At 41.5% G+C, this 17,167-nt stretch carries 15 protein-coding genes and 1 pseudogene; 11 read left to right on the forward strand and 5 right to left on the reverse strand.

The window, feature by feature from the left end; genetic code table 11:
- The first annotated feature begins 50 nt into the window (after nt 1-50).
- The 6 genes and pseudogenes from ACN0T8_RS02240 (at nt 51) to rplY (ending at nt 5,498) form a co-directional block, all read left to right on the forward strand.
- On the forward strand, nt 51-602 hold the full coding sequence (locus ACN0T8_RS02240; protein ID WP_417879041.1) for a TRAP transporter small permease subunit: 552 nt from the start codon (nt 51-53) through the stop codon (nt 600-602).
- On the forward strand, nt 595-1,917 hold the full coding sequence (locus tag ACN0T8_RS02245; protein ID WP_417879042.1) for a TRAP transporter large permease: 1,323 nt from the start codon (nt 595-597) through the stop codon (nt 1,915-1,917). Before ACN0T8_RS02240 ends, ACN0T8_RS02245 begins: the two co-directional genes overlap by 8 nt.
- Before the next feature lie 57 nt (nt 1,918-1,974).
- Nucleotides 1,975-2,463 (forward strand): annotated as a pseudogene (locus ACN0T8_RS02250) (gluconokinase); the annotation flags it as partial.
- A 9-nt stretch (nt 2,464-2,472) separates the two neighbouring features.
- A complete protein-coding gene (gene gndA / locus ACN0T8_RS02255; protein ID WP_417879481.1) occupies nt 2,473-3,972 on the forward strand; it encodes an NADP-dependent phosphogluconate dehydrogenase in 1,500 nt (499 codons plus the stop codon).
- Nucleotides 3,973-4,052: 80 nt separating this feature from the next.
- Nucleotides 4,053-5,054 (forward strand): gluconate operon transcriptional repressor GntR, encoded by a 1,002-nt coding sequence (gntR, locus tag ACN0T8_RS02260; protein WP_417879043.1) that lies wholly within the window; start codon nt 4,053-4,055, stop codon nt 5,052-5,054.
- Nucleotides 5,055-5,219: 165 nt separating this feature from the next.
- A complete protein-coding gene (gene rplY, locus ACN0T8_RS02265) occupies nt 5,220-5,498 on the forward strand; it encodes a 50S ribosomal protein L25 (RefSeq protein ID WP_417879044.1) in 279 nt (92 codons plus the stop codon).
- Between the two features lie 157 nt (nt 5,499-5,655).
- On the opposite strand, the gene ACN0T8_RS02270 is transcribed toward rplY, so the two are convergent.
- Nucleotides 5,656-5,916: a DUF1289 domain-containing protein gene (locus ACN0T8_RS02270; RefSeq protein ID WP_417879045.1), complete on the reverse strand. Its 261-nt coding sequence runs from the start codon at nt 5,914-5,916 to the stop codon at nt 5,656-5,658.
- 296 nt (nt 5,917-6,212) lie between these two features.
- Between ACN0T8_RS02270 and ACN0T8_RS02275 the strand changes: the two genes are divergently transcribed.
- Nucleotides 6,213-6,650 carry an META domain-containing protein gene (locus ACN0T8_RS02275; RefSeq protein WP_417879046.1) on the forward strand — a complete coding sequence of 146 codons (438 nt, stop codon included), beginning with the start codon at nt 6,213-6,215 and terminating at the stop codon, nt 6,648-6,650.
- A gap of 153 nt (nt 6,651-6,803) precedes the next feature.
- A complete protein-coding gene (locus ACN0T8_RS02280; RefSeq protein ID WP_417879047.1) occupies nt 6,804-7,607 on the forward strand; it encodes a hypothetical protein in 804 nt (267 codons plus the stop codon).
- 48 nt (nt 7,608-7,655) lie between these two features.
- On the opposite strand, the gene metE is transcribed toward ACN0T8_RS02280, so the two are convergent.
- Nucleotides 7,656-9,998 (reverse strand): 5-methyltetrahydropteroyltriglutamate--homocysteine S-methyltransferase, encoded by a 2,343-nt coding sequence (gene metE / locus ACN0T8_RS02285; protein WP_417879048.1) that lies wholly within the window; start codon nt 9,996-9,998, stop codon nt 7,656-7,658.
- A 255-nt stretch (nt 9,999-10,253) separates the two neighbouring features.
- On the opposite strand from metE, the gene metR reads away from it, so the two are divergent.
- Nucleotides 10,254-11,165, forward strand: a complete 912-nt coding sequence (gene metR, locus ACN0T8_RS02290; protein ID WP_417879049.1) for an HTH-type transcriptional regulator MetR — start codon at nt 10,254-10,256, stop codon at nt 11,163-11,165.
- Nucleotides 11,166-11,489: 324 nt separating this feature from the next.
- Here the strand turns inward: metR and ACN0T8_RS02295 are convergent, their stop codons facing one another.
- Nucleotides 11,490-11,684: a DUF4250 domain-containing protein gene (locus ACN0T8_RS02295; protein WP_027697251.1), complete on the reverse strand. Its 195-nt coding sequence runs from the start codon at nt 11,682-11,684 to the stop codon at nt 11,490-11,492.
- Nucleotides 11,685-11,785: 101 nt separating this feature from the next.
- Nucleotides 11,786-12,460 (reverse strand): hypothetical protein, encoded by a 675-nt coding sequence (locus tag ACN0T8_RS02300; RefSeq protein WP_417879050.1) that lies wholly within the window; start codon nt 12,458-12,460, stop codon nt 11,786-11,788.
- A 211-nt stretch (nt 12,461-12,671) separates the two neighbouring features.
- Here ACN0T8_RS02300 and ACN0T8_RS02305 point away from each other — a divergent pair, with 211 nt between their 5' ends.
- Nucleotides 12,672-15,017, forward strand: coding sequence for a YgiQ family radical SAM protein (locus ACN0T8_RS02305; protein ID WP_417879051.1), 2,346 nt, complete (start codon nt 12,672-12,674; stop codon nt 15,015-15,017).
- Between the two features lie 228 nt (nt 15,018-15,245).
- A complete protein-coding gene (locus ACN0T8_RS02310; RefSeq protein ID WP_417879482.1) occupies nt 15,246-16,148 on the forward strand; it encodes a 1-aminocyclopropane-1-carboxylate deaminase/D-cysteine desulfhydrase in 903 nt (300 codons plus the stop codon).
- Nucleotides 16,149-16,267: 119 nt separating this feature from the next.
- Here the strand turns inward: ACN0T8_RS02310 and ACN0T8_RS02315 are convergent, their stop codons facing one another.
- Nucleotides 16,268-17,107 (reverse strand): isopenicillin N synthase family dioxygenase, encoded by an 840-nt coding sequence (locus tag ACN0T8_RS02315; RefSeq protein WP_417879052.1) that lies wholly within the window; start codon nt 17,105-17,107, stop codon nt 16,268-16,270.
- Nucleotides 17,108-17,167 lie beyond the last annotated feature (60 nt).

A 17,167-nucleotide genomic window follows, 5' to 3' on the forward strand; every position in this document is an offset into this window, starting at 1 on the left:
AATTCTTCGTCCTCATTATTCTCTTTTCGTTTGTTTTAATAGGTTGTGTTATGAAGGATGTCCCAACGCCACCAGAGGCTGAAGATGCACCTAAAAATTGTCTTGATGCTTGGATAATTAAAGCCAGTCATGCCCTTAGTATGCTGTTTATTTTAACCGTATTTATTTCGTTTTATGAAGTATTGATGCGTTATGTTTTTGATGCCCCAACGACTTGGGTACATGAAACCGCTTCTTTCGTCGGCGGCAGCTTATTTGTCATCGGTGGCATCTATGCTTTTGCCACTGATAAACACGTAAGGGTAGTGTTAATTTATGACGCGGTGTCAGCTAAAACGCGCCGTAAACTCAATATGGTGCACCACATTGTTGGCCTGGCTTTTGCTCTTATGATGGCATGGGCTTCTTTCACCATGACGAAAACGGCCTGGTATACCCCTTGGGGAGAGTTCCGCCTTGAAACATCAGGATCTTATTTCAACCCACCTTATCCAGCATTACTAAAAGCGCTTATTTTTATTATTTTTTGCATTTTATCGCTGCAATTTATTCTTCATATCATCCATGAAATCAAGGCATTAAGGAGCGATAAAGATGTTTGATTTATCATCTATTGGAATTGGTTACGCAAGCTTATTGATGCTAATCATGATGATCGGGTTATTGCTAACTGGTATGCAGTTAGCCTTTGTCACTGGCTTTGTCGCATTATTCTTTACCCTAGGCTGGTTTGGTGTGGATGCCATACCACTTATTTCTAGCCGCATGTTTAGCTTTGTTGACGGTTATATTTTTCTTGCAGTACCTATGTTCGTATTAATGGCTGCTCTACTTGATCGTTCAGGTATTGCTCGTGACTTATTCGATGCTATGAAATCGGTTGGCCGTAAAGTTCGAGGTGGTGTTGCCGTTCAAACGTTATTAGTGGCGGTATTGCTTGCCTCTATGTCTGGCGTGATTGGCGGTGAGACAGTGTTACTTGGCATTCTCGCTTTACCACAAATGCTACGCCTAGGTTACGATCGTAAATTGGCAATTGGTACAACGTGTGCCGGTGGTGCACTAGGTACTATGTTACCTCCGAGTATCGTATTAATCATTTATGGCCTCACTGCCAGTGTTTCGATTGGTGATTTATTCAAAGCCTCTTTCATTCCCGCGCTCATACTCGCGTTTTTATACATCGCTTATGTTCTTATTCGTAGCTTTTTAACCCCAAGTTTAGCACCACTTCCAACCGAAGAAGAACTGGCTGAAGATGCCTTAAATCGTCCTAGTTACTTTAAAGCCTTGTTCTTTCCTATTCTATCGGTTGCAATCGTCCTAGGAAGCATCTACACCGGTGTTGCATCGGTAACCGAAGCGTCGGCTTTAGGTGTTGTTGGTATCATGGTGAGCGCTATTATTCGCGGCGAAATGAATTGGAACATGCTTAAAGAAAGTGCCATCGCCACCATGCGTACCTGTGGCATGATTATTTGGATTGGTATTGGCGCAACCGCTTTAGTGGGTGTTTATAACCTAATGGGCGGCATTGATTTTGTCGAACAAACCATCCTAGCTTTAAGTGGCGGCCACGCTATGGGAACACTACTCATTATGATGGTGATCTTACTGGTTCTAGGAATGTTCTTGGATTGGGTTGGTGTTGCCTTACTGACTATGCCGATCTTTGTGCCAATTATCATTAATCTTGGTTTTGACCCTATTTGGTTTGGTGTAGTGTTTTGTATGAACATGCAAGTTTCTTTCTTGTCACCACCATTTGGACCTGCTGCATTTTACCTAAAATCGGTGGCGCCAAAAGATATTAGCCTAGGTGAAATTTTTTCATCATTGCTGCCTTTTATCGGTTTACAAATTGTGGCACTAGCATTGGTTATTATCTTCCCGCAACTCGCCTTATGGTGGCAGTAAATTAATCACAATTATCACGCGGGCCTTAGTTTTCTAGGGCTTCGCTAAGGCTGTATTATGAACAATAAAAAGATATTAGTGATGGGTGTTTCCGGCTGTGGGAAAAGCCACATTGGTCACTTACTTGCACAAAGTTTAAATTACAAATTTTTTGATGGTGATGATTTTCATCCGCAAATTAATGTAGAGAAAATGCAGCAAGGTATCCCCTTAACTGACGAAGACCGCATTGACTGGCTACACACACTCAATCAACTATTTATTGATAATGAATCAGTGGTTATTGCCTGCTCAGCATTAAAACCCGAATACAGAGATATTCTGCGTCACAATAATGAAAATCTCACCATTGTTTACTTACAAGGTAACTTTGACACCATCTGGCAGCGCCATAAAAAAAGAGACAATCACTGGTTTAATGGAAAATCAATGCTAGAAAGTCAGTTTGATACCCTCATTGAACCTCTATCTAATGAAGCGATATTCATCGATATAACCCCCCCCGTGGAAACGGTATTACACAATATTCAGCAAAAACTAAAACAAGGAATGCTTATGTCCAATTCACCTTCTTTAAATCATAGTCATATTGCCATGATCGGGCTTGGTGTAATGGGTAAAAGCCTAACCTTAAACCTGCTTGATAACCAATTCAATGTTGCGGGCTTTGATATTAATCAAGAGCACTTATCTGCCACACAAAAAGAAGCAGAGTTACTCAATAAAGGCACTTTTTTAGCCTGTGATTCATTAACGGGATTATTAAGCACTCTAAAATCACCACGTGTTATTGCCCTCTCTATTCCGGCAGGCAAAATAATAGAGCAAGTGATTGATGATTTGCTAAAAGCTGGATTAGAACCTCAAGATATTGTCATTGATACTGGTAATAGCTTGTGGACTGACACCATTGCTCGAGAACAAAAATATCAAGGTCAGCTGCAATTTTTCAGTACAGCAGTTTCTGGTGGTGAACAAGGTGCACGTTTTGGCCCAGCCTTAATGGCAAGCGGCTCAGTTGAAGCATGGCAATCGATAAAACCAATGTGGAATGCCATTGCAGCAAAGGTCGATGCTAATGGTCTTCCTCTGCCACCACTTCATGATGGCGAATCTTGCGCTACCTATACAGGCCCTAGTGGTTCCGGACACTTCGTTAAAATGGTGCACAACGGAATTGAATATGCTGATATGCAACTCATTTGCGAGGTGTACCATTATTTACGTAACGCACTTGAACTCTCACCAAACCAAATTGGTGATATTTTCACCCAGTGGAATCAAGGGGTACTGAACAGCTATTTAATCGAAATTACTGCTGATATTTTAAAACAACAGGATTTTTCAACCGAGCAACCACTCGTGGATATGATCCTCGATAAAGCCGGACAAAAAGGTACGGGAACATGGACAGCCATTAATAGCCTAGAAATTGGTTGTCCAACACCAACAATCACCCAATCCGTGTATGCTCGTTCATTAAGTAGTTTAAAGTCTCGACGCTTAATTGGCGCTCAATGCTTAAAAGCAAAAGTACAACCTATCGATAAAACAAGCCTATCAGCTGTCATCAATGAGCTTCATGATGCATTATATTGCGCCAAATTATGTGCTTATGCTCAAGGCTTTGATTTAATGAACGCCACATCTGAGCAGCAAAACTGGCAACTGAATTTTGTTGATATAGCCAAAGGTTGGCGCGCTGGTTGTATTATTCGAGCCACCTTCTTGCAAGACATTGCTAACGCTTACCAGCATACACCAGCACTAGACAACTTGTTGTTTGCAGAGTACTTTGCCCATCAATTAGAAAACCGACAATTAAGTTGGCGAAAAACCGTCTCTAATTCAAGTATGCACGGAATTCCAATGCCAGGAGTCAGCTCAGCACTAAGCTATTTTGATTCGATGAGATGCAGAACTTTGCCGGCGAATCTACTACAAGCACAAAGAGATTTTTTTGGATCTCATTCCTATTCTCGAATCGATCAACCTGAATCTGCGAAATACCATGTAGAATGGAGCCATTCGCCGAGGGTTGAAATAAAGCGTTAACTCTTGATATCGTGTGAAAAAACTAACAAATTTTCTCACACGATACCTGACTTATAGGACTAGAAGTAATAGAGAGTAAAATGGCACCTAAAAATAAACGACCAACACTACAAGATATCGCAAATCTTGTTGGCGTAACCAAAATGACGGTCAGCCGCTGCCTACGAGATCCTAATAACGTCTCTGATGTATTGCGTGAAAAAATCAAATTAGCGGTGGAAGAGCTAGGTTACATCCCAAACCGCGCACCTGATATTCTTTCTAATGCAAAGAGTCATTCAATTGGCGTCTTAGTCCCCTCTTTAACAAACCAAGTATTTGCCGAGATCATTCGGGGCATTGAGAGTGTCACTGAACCTGCGGGGTATCAATTGATGCTTGCTCACTATAGCTATAGTGAGCAGCAAGAAGAGAAAAGTATCGAAATGTTGCTCTCATATAATGTTGACGCTTTGATATTATCGGAGAACCACCACAGCGAACGCACTCGAAAAATGCTAAAAACTGCTGGTATCCCAGTTATTGAAATAATGGATACAGTATCAAACTCAATTGAACAATCCATAGGTTTTGATAATCATGCCGCCGCCAAAGCCATGACAACGGCGATGATCGAAAAAGGTCATGATCATATCATTTACTTTGCTGCTCGGTTAGATGTTCGAACTAAATTGAAATTAGCCGGGTATGAAGAAGCGATGCATGAACATGGTTTAACACCGATAAGTCTGCAAACAACCAGTGCTTCTTCTTTCACTTTAGGCGCTGATTTATTACATAAAATGCGTAACGAACATCCGCAAGCGAATGGCATATTTTGTACCAATGATGACTTGGCTGTTGGAGCAATTTATGAATGTCAACGACTTGGAATACGAGTACCTCAAGATATCGGAATCGCTGGTTTTCATGGTCACGATTTATCCAACATTATGGTGCCAAGGCTGGCGACCGTTATTACCCCCCGTGAGAAAATGGGCATAATATCAGCAGAACAAATACTGCTACGTTTAGCAGGGCAATCGATAACGAAACCAATCATAGATTTAGGTTTTAAAATAGCGCTACGAGACAGTGTGTAAAATCATTGCCATTCAACGGCTTTTTATTGCCCTGATGTTATTTGAATGGTAGTATCCGCGCTCGTTTCAATGCTTAATTATTTTATCAAGCTTGAAACAACGCTTAATCACTAGGTCGCTACGTGATTAAACATCTTTTAATTTACTAATTTGAGAGTAAATACTATGAAATTTGAAGCAGTAGTACGTACTGAACTAGGTAAGGGTGCGAGCCGCCGCCTACGTCACGCTGGCCTATTCCCAGCAATCGTTTACGGTGGAGAAGCAGCACCTGTTTCTATCGCTCTAAACCACGATGAAGTTATCAACCAAATGGACAAGCCTGAGTTCTACGAAGGCATCACTCTAGTAGTTGATGGCAAAGAACTTAAAGTTAAACCGCAAGATGTTCAACGTCACGCGTTTAAACCAAAAGTTGAGCACATGGACTTCATTCGCGCTTAAGACTTTCCAGTCTTTGATTCGATGAATCCACCTTTTGCATACCATTGAATTCGAATTTACCACTCGAAACTCAATAAAAATTAGAAAGCCCGATTGCTACCAACTTTCGGGCTTTCGCCTTTTTATAACTCACTAAAAATATCAATATCCTTCCGATTTAAAACAAACTCCCCTGTGGTGGCAAATCCTCGTCATTATCAACTTGTACGACCGGAATAGCATTACGTTGAGCTAAGCGTTTACGATAATATCGTTGCTTACATAATTTGATGATATGTCTTTGCTGAGCAGGAGTGAAATTAAGCCAATTGAAGCGTTCTTCACGTTTTCTCATACATCCTTGACAATATCCCTTTTCATCAACGGTGCAGACACCAACACACGGACTTGGCACTGAAAAAAACTCTAATTGTTCCATGTGCCCTCCTCAATCCCGTTATAACTTGTTATGCCTTTGTTATAAATTAATCACATTGTCAATAAATATATACCCAAGTAACTTCAAGATGCGAGTTTCAGCAAGAATAAAACAAGTTTTAGGGATGATAGCTCTGAATTCTGTATCTTGCAGTCACTTGGTTATCACCATTCAAACTTTTTAAATGACTGACGTCTAATGCTAAGCTAACAATAATTTGCTAATCTATAGAAATATAAATGCTTTAACTGACATTTCTGATGTAAAGCATAGCCTACCTATATGGAGAGAGTCCGATGAAAAAGCTGATCACAGCATTAAGTGTTCCTGTATTACTGGCCGCTTGTTCTTCAACTGATAAAGCTGATGTTGTAACACCCACCGACCTACAGCATCACCACTGGGTATTAACAGAAGTTGATGGTAAGGGTGTACCTGAAACCCATAACGATATTAGGCCTGATCTAGAAATCGGTGAAGCGATGAACTCCCACGGTAATGCGGGCTGTAATGGTTTTAATGGACAAGCTGAAATCAACCCGAAAACTGGCGAGTTCCGTATTGAGAAAATGGCAATGACAATGAAGCTTTGTCCAGGCGAAGCGATGAATATTGAACGTGCCGTCGCAAGTACATTATCAGCATGGAGCAAAATTGATTTAGGGAAAGATACCCTGACTCTTTCTAATGACCAGCATAAGCTGACTTACACTCTGAAAGATTGGGTATATTAATCCCATTTAATCTATACCCAAGTAATTTCAAAATACAAAATTCACTTGGGTATCATATTTATTTAAAATTAGTCGAACTTCATGAAAAGCCGTTGTAGCATGATGTATATGTAGCATGACGAATTGTTGGAATAGGTAGGATGGAGTTCGACTGTGTTTAAATATTGTTTGGGGGTTTTATTATCGTCACTGCCCTTTCTTTCTCAAGCATGCCAAATCACACAATCGACAATTGGTAATGAGTATTTAGTCTCTGAAGACTGTGAACTGCTGCCATACAACTCAACTCACTTAGATAAGATAACGCCTTCCACCCAATATTTTGTTCAATACCTATTTGCTTCTAGCTTCCAGTCTTATCTAAATATAAAAGGCGAAATACAAAGTAAGTTTGATTACCCTATTGCAGAACAGCCCTATAATTATGGTTATCGCATGATGATTGGTCCGGTATCACTTGAAAATGCACAAATCGCTTTATCTGAATTGAACCGCCGTGGATATCGCGATGCACTAGTTAAGTTTTATACCCAATCAAAAGTTTCTGAAATGATCTCTCTTTCTTCGTCAGATCAAAGCAATGATGAAGAACCAGAACAAGCTGAAACCATAGTCATGCCATATATGATGCCGATATTTTCTATCGGTGGCTCAACAGCATTATTGCCTATCTATGATGATAACTACCAAGGCAAAACTACTCGTTATAACAAAACCTATATTGGGAGTTTTACCTTTACGCAAGCTCAAGCGGTATGCCGAGAATCAAATAGTAAAATAGCCAGTGCTCGTAATTACAATTACATGTTATCGAATATGGAATTTATGATGAAGTATGCGGTGAAATCGCAATTTTGGTTAGATCCCAATAGAACCATCACCCGTATTCAAAATCAAATCACCACTCGAGACCACGATCCAAGTGACTATTTTAATGTCATTTGTGTGACCCAATAAAAAACCAGCACGTGGCTGGTTTCTGCTTTAATTAGTTGGATTAAAAGATTAGAAGCGTTTACGTAACGTCTTCGCCGCCTCTACCATATTGTGTAATGACGCTTCTGTTTCCGCCCAGTTACGAGTTTTTAAGCCACAGTCAGGATTAACCCACAAACGCTCTACTGGAATTTTCTTCGCCGCGGTTTCCAGTAATCCAATAATCCATGCTTGGGTCGGAATGTTTGGTGAGTGAATATCATAAACTCCTGGGCCAATTTCATTCGGATAATTAAACGCTTCGAATGCTTTGAGTAATTCCATATTGGAGCGTGACGTTTCAATCGTAATAACATCAGCATCAAGCGCTGCGACTGAATCAATGATCTCGTTAAACTCGCTGTAACACATGTGGGTATGGATCTGAGTTTCAGGCTTGGCACTGGCAGCTGATAGTTTAAACGCGTCCACTGCCCATTCTAAATATGCCTTGTGGTCACGTTTTTTCAGTGGTAAGCCTTCACGAATCGCTGGTTCATCAATTTGAATAATATTAATACCCGCTTTTTGTAAATCATCCACTTCATCACGCAACGCAAACGCGATCTGCTGAGCAATTTGTTTACGAGTGATATCTTCACGCGGAAACGTCCAACATAAAATCGTCACTGGTCCTGTTAACATGCCTTTCATCAGCTTTGAGGTTAGCGATTGAGCATACACCGACCAATCTACCGTCATTGGTTTTTCACGTTCAATATCGGCTACGACAATCGCCGGTTTCACACAACGTGAACCATAACTTTGCACCCAACCAAAACGGGTGACCTGAAAACCTGCTAAGTTTTCCGCAAAATATTCCACCATATCATTACGCTCAGCTTCACCGTGCACAAGAACATCTAAATCGAGAGCTTCTTGGCGCTTAACCGCATCTTGGATATGGCCTTTTAACGCTTTCTCATAGTCTGCAGCACTTAACTTTCCTGTCCGAAATGCACTACGCTGTTGACGAATTTCTGCGGTTTGAGGAAACGATCCAATTGTCGTAGTCGGCAATAATGGTAAGTTAAGTACTTCCGCTTGATGATGCGCCCTTTCTGGATAAGCGGCACTACGTTCGACAAATGCTTGAGTTAATGAATTTAAACGCTGCTGTACCCGAGGTTTATTAACATGATCGGCACTTAAACGAGCTTTAATCGGTTGACTATAACTAGAACAGGCGGCAATCGCATGACCATTACCGTCTAATGCTGCGCCTAATAAGCTTACTTCATTGAGTTTTTGTTTAGCGAAAGCGAACCAACTTTTCACTTCATCTGACAATTCGGTTTCAAGCTCTAAATCCATTGGACTATGTAATAAAGAGCATGAACTCGCAACCCACAAATTATCACCACGCTGCGCTTTTATTGGTTGTAATTTTGTAAGCCAAGATTCAAGATCGGCACGCCACACATTACGTCCATTAATCACGCCAACCGATAACACCCAATCTTGTGGGATTGAGTTATGCACTACTTCAAGTTGCTCTGGAGAAGCCGACAAATCAATATGTAAACCATTAACCGGCAGATCAACAATTTTAACCAAATTATCTTCCACTGAATCAAAGTAGGTCGTCAGTAATAGCTTCACTTCACCTTGTAAGATTTGATATGCCAATTTAAATGCACTAGACCATTTATCTTCTAGTTCTAAGCTTAAAATAGGTTCATCGATTTGTACCCACTCTACGCCAAGCGATTTCAATTTCGCCAGAATCGCTTGATAGACAGGCAGAATCCGAGCCAATAAAGATAGACGGTCAAAGCCATTTTCGACTTCTTCTTCATTGACTTCTTTGCCTAAATACAAGTAGCTAAGTGGGCCCAATAAAACCGGCTTCACATTGTGCCCGGCTTGAATTGCCTGATTCACTTCATCAAACAATTGCGGCCAACTCACTTGAAAACTGTCGTCTTGGCTAAACTCCGGCACAATGTAGTGGTAGTTAGTATTAAACCATTTGGTCATATCAGATGCCGCGGCACCGGCACTTTCTTCATGAGCAGATCCACAACCACAATTTGAAGCTTCACTATTTGCCGATTGACCACGTGCCACTTTAAATAAGGTATCTAGGTCTGGAAAGCCACCATTTGAATGCCTTGCGGGTACATGCCCTAGCAGTAAGCTCGTTGTGAGTACATGATCATACCAAGCAAAATCGCCAGCCGTTACATAACTTAAACCACTCGCCGTTTGATCATTCCAATGGCGTTGACGCAGTTCACTACCTACGGCTTTTAATGCATTTTGATCGATTTCGCCTTTCCAATACTGTTCTTGAGCAAATTTCAGCTCACGTTTTTCACCAATACGTGGGTAACCCAGAATATGTGTGATGGTTTTATTTTGTGCCGTCATATTGTCCCTACCTTATAATTTTTCAAGCGCGTTATTCGAATCGTTGTAGTGATGCATTACCACTACATTTATCTGTCTAGATGGCTAAATAATCGAGCTTTGTAGCAACATGAGCAATGTCTATTCATTCACAATGATTATGAATTTATTTCAATGCACAACAACAAATAGCCATCTAGACGTTTACAATTACAAAATAAAGGAGTAATTTTATTAAAAATTCTAAAGGAAAGTTTTTCATCATGAGGATGAGTAATGATAGAAATAAAGCATTTACGGACATTGTCAGTCTTACGCGATACAGGCTCATTAACCGCTACCGCGACTGCACTGCATCTCACCCAATCCGCCCTTTCTCATCAATTGAAAGATCTTGAATCTCGCATTGGCGGTAAATTATTTCTGCGTAAAACCCGCCCAATCAAGTTCACTTCTGAAGGTGCAATCCTTTTAAAAGTGGCCGATGAAGTGCTGCCAAAAATTGCCCGAGCGGAAAATGATATCGCGAGCTTAAAAGAAGATGTGAATGGCCGTTTGCACATGGCAATCGAATGTCACTCCTGCTTTCAATGGCTGATGCCAGCATTAAAGGAATATCAAATTGCATGGCCAAGTGTCACGCTCGACTTTTCATCAGGCTTTGGCTTTGAACCTTTACCGGCATTGGTGGCTGGTGAATTGGATTTAGTGATCACCTCCGATATTCAACCGCGTTCAGAAGTGCATTATGAACCGTTATTTGATTTTGAAATGCGTTTAATTACTGCCACCAATCACCCACTGGCCGATAAAGAATTCATCGAACCCGACGATCTCGCGGCATTAACCATGCTTTCCTACCCAGTACAAAAGCAGCGCTTGGATGTAGTGAAACATTTCTTACAACCCGCCGGCGTTGAACCTGCAAAATGGAAACAAGCAGACAATACTTTAATGTTGGTACAAATGGTGTCGGCAGGATTAGGTGTTGCAGCATTACCAAACTGGGCAATCAGTGAATTCTCACGACAGGGATTAATCACCAGTAAACCTCTAGGAAAAGGCTTATGGCGGCGTTTATTTGCCGCGACTAGGCACGCAGAAAAAGATAAACGATACTTGCAGGCGTTTTTTAGTACTGCGAAGCAGCAGTGTCAGAGTCATTTGGATGGGATAAAGATGGTGTAAGCGTAGCTCGGTGCTCAGGGGCTTTGCTTCTCGTGGCTCGAGGGGATTCTTTTTCAAGTCACGAGCAACGAGACTCCGAGTACCGTAAGTTGATTCATCAAAAAGATAAGTGATTTAGCGAGGCTCGTTGCTAGAGCGCTTTGCTTCTCGTAACTCGAGGTAGTTCTTTTTCGAGTCACGAGCAACGAGATTCCGAGCTACGTAAATTTATTCATCAAAAAGATAAGTGATTTAGCGGGGCTCGTTGCTAGAGCGCATCACTTCTCATAACTCGAGGCTCTTCTTTTTCGAGCCACTAGCAACGAATTTCCGAAACTCGAAAACTCACCTCGCCTTAAACTGATTCGTCAGTGGATCGTATTGATAGCCAAGCACATCAAGCTTACCGACCAAGTCTTCTACATCCATTTCATACATGGTGACTAGCTCTTCAAAACTGTCGCATTCTAATCTTAGTTTTTCGTTCACAATACCAAGTAGAATAATGCTATCCCAACGTTTTACATTGCTTAAATCCATCTGATTGCTCCTTTAGAAAAGTCACAATCTAAGAATAGTTGTTGTTTGAGATAAATTCTGTGATGAAGCAAAAATAATCGTTTTCGAATAAATCAAGTTATTTAAAACAATAATCCAGCAAAACCTACCATCGCGGCTAGACTCATTACTAAACCAAGCGCAGGTTGTACTTTAGTAATGGTTTTCTGAGTAAAGATATGCCAGCTTGAAGCGACAATTCCCAATAAGATCAAACCAAAGCAGCCGACTAAAGACCAAATGGTATTGTGCAAGTAATTCAAACTATATTGCTGGGTTTGCCATAATACCGCTAAGCAAATCAGCATCGCGCCGACGATACCTGCAACAGGCAATAAACGGTGGAATGCTTGCAAACGTGTACGAGCAAAAGTTAGTAGTACATGGCTTAAACCTGCACCTAGGAACAACATGGCAAACAGCATGAACAAACCTTGCGGGCGGTCTGAACCTAGAATGAAAAACACGTTATAAGCCAGCGCAAACCCATTGGCGACTTTAAGTAGCCAAAGTGGGCCTGAATCGCGAGTTTTGCTGACTTTTACTTGAGAAAAGAAAGCCAGAATTAAAATACCAACCGATGCTAGTGGCCAAAATAATGGGCTAATTGCCAACCATGCTACCCCAATAACAGGGAATTGCTTATGAATGCGTCCGCGCTGACCCGGGCAAATTTCCCCTTTAAGCAACACCATTAACAACACACATTGAGCGCCAAATAACATCGGCGGAATAACATTTAATAAATACGAATACATTAGGCTGGATCCTAGGGGCTGTTGATCTAAATAGTTAACTCGCTGCGGACTCTACCAAAACTCATCACAAAAATCTTGGTGAATCCGCAATTTTCGATAATGCCTTAACCCCTATATAAATAAGGGCATAGAATGAAAATAGTTTACTTTTATCCTAGTCGATCTTGGTCTTAATCTGTATACTTTGGCATCCCAAATTAGAGGTCATTTTATGTACAGCGACATTCAACAATCCACCAAGCCAACACCTATCGACCAGTATCCAAAGTATTGGGCGGAATGTTTTGGTCCTGCGCCTTTCCTACCGACCAGTCGAAAAGAAATGGATGCACTTGGTTGGGATAGCTGTGACATTATCATTGTAACGGGCGATGCTTATGTTGATCACCCAAGTTTTGGGATGGCGATCATCGGTCGATTACTGGAAGCACAAGGCTTTCGTGTTGGCATTATCGCACAGCCAAAATGGGATAATAAAAACGACTTCATGGCGTTAGGGAAACCGAATCTATTTTTCGGGATTACCGCTGGCAACATGGATTCAATGATCAACCGTTATACCTCTGATAGAAAACTTCGTCACGATGACGCCTACACGCCAAATAACGAAGGGGGCAAACGCCCTGATCGTGCTACTTTGGTGTACTCACAACGTTGTCGTGAAGCTTACAAAGAAACCCCTATTGTTCTAGGTGGCATTGAAGCAAGCTTGCGCCGTATTGCCCACTACGATTACTGGTCAGATAAAGTTCGCCGCTCAATATTATTTGATGCCAAAGCAGATATTCTTCTATTTGGTAACGCCGAACGTGCCTTGGTTGAAGTGGCCCATCGCCTTGCCAACCAAGAATCAATCAGCGAAATGACTCACATCCGTGGCACCGCAGTGAACTTACCTGCGGTTCCAGAAAGCTACACGGTCATTGATTCTTCACGTATCGAAAAACCAAGCAAAGCCGTCTTCGTACCAATTAACCCGTATGAAGTAGAAAGCAACTGCGATACTCAATCTAAAGATCAGCAAGCGGAAGATGCTCAAAAAGCGCAGGCACAACCGATTGAAATTCAGCCGCAACAGATAAAGTTAGATCGCAAACCGCGTCATGACTCAAAAAGCACCGCGGTTCGCTTACCACCGTTTGAAAAATTAAATAACGACCGAATTCTATATGCGCACGCTAGTCGTATTATGCATTTGGAAACGAACCCATATTCAGGCCGCGCTTTGATTCAAAAGCATGGTGACCGTGAATTATGGGTCAACCAGGCCCCTATCCCGCTTTCAACAGAAGAAATGGATTTTGTGTTTGGTCTACCGTATGCACGCCGCCCACATCCAATGTATGGCAAGGCAAAAATTCCAGCCTACGATATGATTAAAACCTCGGTAAATATCATGCGTGGTTGCTTTGGCGGTTGTTCATTCTGTTCTATCACAGAGCACGAAGGTCGTATTATTCAAAACCGCTCGCAAGAGTCTATTTTGAATGAGATGGAAGACATTCGCGACAAAGTACCGGGCTTTACTGGCACAATTTCAGATCTTGGTGGCCCAACGGCGAACATGTACCGTTTAGGTTGTTCCGATCCAAAAGCGGAAGCTAACTGTCGTCGCCCATCTTGTGTATTCCCGGGTATCTGTAACAAGCTGAATACCGATCATCAACACACCATTGATTTGTATCGCGCTGCACGTAAAGTGCCGGGGATTAAGAAAGTGATGATCGCATCTGGCGTTCGTTATGACTTAGCAATTGAATCACCAGAATACGTGAAAGAGCTGGTTACTCATCACGTTGGTGGTTACTTAAAAATAGCACCAGAACATACTGAAAATGGCCCGTTAAATAAAATGATGAAGCCGGGGATGGGTACTTATGACACCTTCAAGCAAATGTTTGAAAAATACAGTGCAGAAGCGGGTAAAAAACAATATCTGATCCCTTACTTTATCTCGGCTCACCCGGGTACTGAAGATGAAGATATGTTGAACTTGGCACTATGGCTCAAGAGCAACAACTTTGAATGTGATCAGGTACAGAACTTCTACCCATCGCCAATGTGTAATGCAACTTCAATGTATTACTCAGAAACCAATCCATTGAAGCGCGTTAAATACAAACAACGTGAAGATGTGCCGGTTGCTAAAGGTGAACGTCAGCGTCGCTTACATAAAGGCTTATTGCGTTATCACGATCCAGCTAACTGGCCGATGATCCGTGAAGCGTTAATTAACATGGGTAAAAAGCATTTAATTGGTGATAAGCCAAGCTGCTTGGTACCGGCTGAAGATGCCGCCGATACTTTAACGCCAGCGCAACGTCGTAAATCAGGTCGTCATGGCGCTAACCGTTTTGTGACGAAACACACTGGAGCTAAAGGTCAGCCAGGTTTAGGTGGTGAACGTCCACAAGGTAACGGTAAATCGACTGGTAATAACAAAAAACCAACAGGTGCTAACCGTAAACCTGCGGGACAAAACAAACCAAATCAAGGCAAATACACTGGGTTTAAGGGGAAGCCAAAAGGTAAACCTGCGGGTAGTCGCGCAAGATAATACTAGAAACGTAACTCGTATTTCGAGCACTTCGCTTCTCGTTACTTGAAAAAGCAAAGCGTCGTTCGAGCACGAAAAACTAAAATTTTGTCATCCCGGAAACGAGGGACGAGTTATCCGGGATCTATATGCAACGCGCTGTAAATAGATTCCTGCTCTCGCTAAGGCTCGGCTGGAATGACGAAATTATATGGCCTTTCTCTCGCTGTACGGGATGACGGAATCAAGATGAAGCTAACCAACACCCCCATCACCCAGCACACCTTCAACGGTCATCCTTTTTATCTAAAACGGGATGACCTACTTCATCCAGAATTTTCAGGTAATAAAGCCCGTAAATTTATGGCGTTGCTGGAAGATGACTACCCTAACGTCACCACACTTATTGGTTATGGCTCTCCTCAAGCAAATTCGTTATACAGCTTAGCTGCACTGTCTAAACTCAAAGGTTGGCAATTAGAGTTTTATGTTGACCATATTCCTCGCTGGTTAAAACAAAATCCGGTGGGTAATTATCAAGCTTCATTAGCATTAGGCGCAAAGCTCATCGAAGTAAGTGCCCTTCCTTCCGATCTTCATCCTAGTGATTACATTAAGCAAATTCGTCAGCCAGACGAACAATGTTTATTTGTTGAAGAAGGCGGTAGAAGCCCGATTGCTGAACGCGGCATTAAACAATTAGCACAAGAAATTATTGATTGGAAACGCTCGCAAAACATTAGCGTCTTAACTGTTGCGCTACCATCTGGCACCGGAACCACTGCACTGTATTTAACCAAGCATCTCACGAAACATAATATTGATGTGATCACCTGTGCCTGTGTTGGCGGCCAAGAGTACTTAACCCAACAATTTGATAGTTTAAATGAGCCTTTGCACCCTAAGGTTCTCACGACAGATGGAAAAGCTAAGCACCAATTTGGTAAGTTATATGCGCAAGACTACCAAATCTGGCAACAATTAAAGCAACAAACCCAAGTTGAATTTGACTTACTCTACGACCCATACATGTGGCAATGTTTGCAGTACTGGCGAGAAGAAAACCCCAACAAAGCACTATTGTATATTCATCAAGGTGGCTTGCTGGGTAATGTTAGTATGGTAAAGCGTTATCAACAGAAGTTTATCTAGGCCGGTCTTTTTTAAGCTAAAACTACCAATATCCAAGTAATAAAAAACCCATGGCTTCCTCCTTTCAGATTCCATCATAGGTTTTAAAGGTATATATCCAATTAACTTTGAGATGTAAGTTAAATTACCCCTAATTCTCGTAAACGTTCCATCAAGTAACTATGCGCGGTATAACGCTCAGATAAAACCACATCAGGTTTTGCATGTAAGAACAATGGCAGTGAAATACGTGACTTTTCTTGACGTTCACCTGTTGGATTAATCACTCGGTGGGTGGTCGATGGGAAATAGCCACCCGATGCTTCTTGCAGCATATCACCAATATTAATAATTAGATTCCCAAAGTCACAAGGCACATCTAGCCATTCACCTTCTAACGTTTTCACTTGTAGTCCAGGCTCGTTAGCTGCCGGAAGAATGGTTAATAAGTTAATGTCTTCATGAGCTGCCGCACGAATAGCACCAGGCTCTTCATTACCCGTCATTGGTGGGTAATGAAGAATACGCAATAATGTCTTATCGCTATCTTTGATCATCTCAGACAAAGCAATAGAGAACTTCTCTTGTACTTCTTGTGGCGCATACTGCTCTACCCAGCTTAGTAATTCTTGTGCGAACGAATCTGCACGTTGATAGTAATCTAAAATCTGGGCTTTCAGTTGCTCAGGTATTTGCCCCCAAGGATATACATGAAAGTATTCTTTAATATCTTTAACACTATGGCCTTTTGCCGTCTCAGAAACAGACGGAGGAAAATAACCATCTTGAGTATCAGCATTAAAATGAAAATCATGTTTTTGCTCTGATAAGAAAAACTGTTGCCAATTTTCATAAATAGACTCAACCAGCTCTTTAGAAATTGGGTGATTTTTTAATACACCAAAGCCTGTCTCTCGTAGAGATTTAACAAATAACTCAGCAGCATTATCCGCTAGATAATCGATTGTTTCTAATTTCATTACAATTGTATTCTATCAATAAGAAAAGATGGCCGAATTCTAAGCAGCGACTCACATAAA

The sequence above is a fragment of the Vibrio sp. genome (assembly GCF_048266485.1).
GTDB lineage: Bacteria > Pseudomonadota > Gammaproteobacteria > Enterobacterales > Vibrionaceae > Vibrio.